This window comes from Jatrophihabitans sp., from assembly GCF_036389215.1.
Classification (GTDB): Bacteria; Actinomycetota; Actinomycetes; order Mycobacteriales; family Jatrophihabitantaceae; genus Jatrophihabitans_A.
The window spans coordinates 1-3488 of sequence record NZ_DASVQG010000048.1; the positions used below are offsets into that span (position 1 = coordinate 1).

The window sequence follows — 3488 nt, forward strand, 5'->3', positions numbered from 1 at the left end:
CTCGCGCGAGCAGTATTGGCGCAAGGGCGACACGTCCGGCAATGTTCAGTACGTCCGGTCGATCTCGCTGGACTGCGACGGCGACGCCCTGCTGGTGCGGGTCGACCAGGTCGGCCCGGCCTGCCACACCGGGGAGCGCAGCTGCTTCGATGCCGGGCCTGCGCTGGCCGTGATCCAAGGAGGCATCCGGTGACCGGGATCGAACGGGCCCAGCTGCCAGAACTGGCCAAGACGCATCGGCTGGTGCCGCTGACCCGCACCCTGTTCGCTGACGCCGAGACCCCGGTCGGGGTGTACCGCAAGCTCAGCGGCGGCCGTCCGGGCACATTCCTGCTCGAATCAGCGGAGCCTGGAGCCTCCTTCTCTCGTTGGTCCTTCGTGGGCGTGAACGCGATAGCAACCCTGAGCGCCGACGGCGCCGAGGGCCGGTGGACCGGCGAGGTTCCGGTGGGCCTGCCGTCCGGAGGCGACCCGCTGGAGCAGCTCGCCGATGCCTGGCGCGCCGTCCGGGGTCCCCGGCTGCCCGGGCTGCCGCCGCTGACGGGTGGTTTCGTGGGCTATCTCGGCTACGACGTGGTCCGCCGGATCGAGACGCTGCCCGAGATCGCGCCGGACGAGCTGGGACTGCCGGAGCTGGTGATGCTGCTGGTGACCGACCTGGCGGCGGTGGATCACCACAGCTGCACCGTCACGCTGATCGCCAACGCCGTGCTGCACCCCGTCATGACCGATGACGAGCTCGACGCCGCCTACGCCGACGCCCAGCGCCGGCTGGACGCGATGGCCCACGACCTCGCCGCGCCCACCGAGTCGACGGTGGTGCCGATGGTGACGGTGCCGCCGAAGCCGGCCCGGTCCCGCACCGCGCCGGGAGACTTCGAGGCCGCGGTGGAGCAGTGCCTGGAGGCCATCCGGGCCGGTGAGGTCTTCCAGATCCTGCCCGGCCAGCGGTTCGTCGCCGAGACCGACGCCGACGCCTTCGACGTCTACCGCGCCCTGCGCACCCTGAACCCGTCGCCCTACCTGTACTACCTGCACTTCGAGGACTTCGACATCGTCGGCTCCAGCCCCGAGGCGCTGGTCACGGTGTCGGAGGACCGCGCCACCATCCATCCGATCGCCGGCACCCGGCCACGGGGCGCCGACGCGGCGGCCGATTCCGCCCTGGTGGCCGAACTGCTGGCCGATCCGAAGGAGCGCGCGGAGCACGTGATGCTGGTGGACCTGGCCCGCAACGACCTGGGCCGGATCTGCCAGCCGGGCTCGGTGCAGGTGGTGGAGTTCGGGGTGGTCGAGCGCTACAGCCACGTCTGGCACATCGTGTCCACGGTGAGCGGCACGGTCGCCGCCGACAAGGACGCCTTCGACGTCTTCACCGCCGTCTTTCCGCACGGCACCGTCTCCGGGGCGCCCAAGGTGCGGGCGATGCAGCTGCTGGAGGAGATCGAGCCGGTCCGGCGGGGCATCTATGCCGGCGCGGTCGGCTACTTCGACTCCGCCGGTGACATGGACCTCGCGATCGCGATCCGGACCGCGGTGATGGTCGGCGGCACCGCCTACGTCCAGGCCGGGGCCGGTGTGGTGGCCGACTCGATTCCCGCCAACGAGGAGGCCGAGACCCGTAACAAGGCAAGAGCCGTACTGCAGGCCATCGCCACCGCGGAGACACTGAAGTTATGACGCCTCAGGCGCTGGTGGGGCAGGGTTCGGCTTCAGGTCCGGCCCGGGCCGCACAGCGGCGTGAGATGGCCGGCGTCCTGGGGCCGGCCGCGCTGGCGAGCCTGGCGATCCTGTTCACCACCAGCCGGTCGTGGCTCGAGGTCACGGTGGCGCGCCGGCCGCCGTTCGGGCCGCTGCGGGTGGAGTTGACCGGCCGCGCGGAGTACCCGGCCCTGACGGGGCTCGCCGTGGTGGCGTTGCTGGGCGTGGTGCTGGTGCTGGTCACCGGCGGCGTCGTCCGACGGCTGCTGGGCGGGCTTCTGGTGGTGGCCGGCGGCTGGTCCTGCGGGTACGCCGTGAGCGGGCTGGCCACTCCCGGCGCTGCCAGGCTGGCGGAGTTGCTGGGCGACCGGCTGGCCCAGAGTTCCGGGCTGACCGAGCTGCAGCGGCATCCGGTGTGGGCGGCGCTGACGTTGTCGGCGGCCGTGCTGCTGGTGCTGTGCGGGCTGGTCGTGGTGGCCCGGGCCGGCCGTTGGAGGGTGGGCATGTCGGCCCGCTACGCGGCTCCCGCGGCGGTCGCCGAATCCGGTGATCCGTGGCGCCGACTGGACCGCGGTGAAGATCCGACGGTGGCCGATCGCTAACATCGGGATGAGAGGGCCAGGTCAGTGATGGCGAATCAGCGTGGTGCATGCGCTGCGCGGCACGAGACGAGGAGGCACCTGTGAACGTCCTGGAGGACATCCTCGGCGGTGTCCGGCTCGATGTCGCCGCCCGCCAGGAGAAGGTCGGGATGGACGAGATCCGGGCCGCCGCGAAGGCAGCCCCGGGTCCGCTGAACGGCTACCTCGCGCTGCGCGCGCCCGGAGTCGCGGTGATCGCCGAGGTCAAGCGGCGCAGCCCGTCGCGGGGCGCGCTGGCCGACATCGCCTCGCCGGCCGAGCTTGCCAAGCAGTACCAGGCCGGCGGCGCCCGGGCGATCAGCGTGCTGACCGAGGAGCGCCGCTTCGGTGGCTCCCTCGACGACCTGGACCAGGTCCGGGCGGCGGTCTCCATCCCGGTGCTGCGCAAGGACTTCGTGATCAGCTCCTACCAGGTGCACGAGGCGCGGGCACACGGCGCCGACCTGGTGCTGCTGATCGTCGCCGCGCTGGAGCAGAACGTCCTGATCGGACTGCGCGAGCGGATCGAGTCGCTCGGGATGACGGCGCTGGTCGAGGTGCATGACGAGGACGAGGCCTCCCGAGCGCTGGATGCCGGCGCCCGGGTGATCGGCGTCAACGCCCGCAGCCTGAAGACCCTGGACGTCGACCGGTCGGTCTTCGAGCGGATCGCCCCGGGACTGCCCAGCGACATCGTCAAGGTCGCGGAGTCCGGCGTCCGGGATGCCCGGGACCTGATCAACTACGCCGGGGCCGGCGCCGACGCGGTGCTGGTCGGCGAGGGCCTGGTGACGTCGGGCAACCCGCGGCAGGCGGTGGCCGACCTGGTGACCGCCGGCGCCCACCCGGCCACCCCCCGGACGTCCCGCTAGCAAGTTCGGTCCTGCTCGCCTGACCGCTGCCCGGCCGCCGCCCGCGCGGCCACCGCCTGGCCGCCACCTGCCCGCCCGCCGCCTGGCCGGCCACCGCCTGGCCGCGATCGTTGGCCGCGTGGCAGCGCGCCGCTCGGCGTGTCGGCCTGCCCTGCGGCCAACGATCGGGCGCAGCCAGGCCGTCGAGCAGCAGCCTGGCCGCGATCGTTGGCCGCGTGGCAGCGCGCCGCTCGGCGTGGCGGCCTGCCCTACGGCCCACGATCGGGCGCAGCCCGGCTGTCGAGCAGCCGGCCGG

4 protein-coding genes are annotated in these 3488 nt (G+C 72.9%); all 4 read left to right on the top strand.

What is annotated here, in order from left to right; translation table 11 throughout:
* Nucleotides 1-193 (top strand): phosphoribosyl-AMP cyclohydrolase (locus VF542_RS02145; RefSeq protein WP_408650061.1); only part of this gene is annotated, 193 nt, incomplete at its 5' end.
* A complete protein-coding gene (locus VF542_RS02150; RefSeq protein ID WP_408650062.1) occupies nt 190-1680 on the top strand; it encodes an anthranilate synthase component I in 1491 nt (496 codons plus the stop codon). The genes VF542_RS02145 and VF542_RS02150, both read left to right, overlap by 4 nt.
* On the top strand, nt 1677-2303 hold the full coding sequence (locus VF542_RS02155) for a Trp biosynthesis-associated membrane protein (protein WP_408650063.1): 627 nt from the start codon (nt 1677-1679) through the stop codon (nt 2301-2303). The genes VF542_RS02150 and VF542_RS02155 overlap by 4 nt, the downstream gene beginning before the upstream one ends.
* Nucleotides 2304-2350: 47 nt before the next feature.
* Nucleotides 2351-3193, top strand: a complete 843-nt coding sequence (gene trpC / locus VF542_RS02160; RefSeq protein WP_408650064.1) for an indole-3-glycerol phosphate synthase TrpC — start codon at nt 2351-2353, stop codon at nt 3191-3193.
* Nucleotides 3194-3488 lie beyond the last annotated feature (295 nt).

What these genes read in the sequence shown, in the direction of transcription:
- trpC (WP_408650064.1), top strand. Translation starts at nt 2,351, where the DNA reads ATGCGCTGCGCGGCACGAGACGAGGAGGCACCTGTGAACGTCCTGGAG.
- VF542_RS02155 (WP_408650063.1), top strand. Translation starts at nt 1,677, where the DNA reads ATGACGCCTCAGGCGCTGGTGGGGCAGGGTTCGGCTTCAGGTCCGGCC.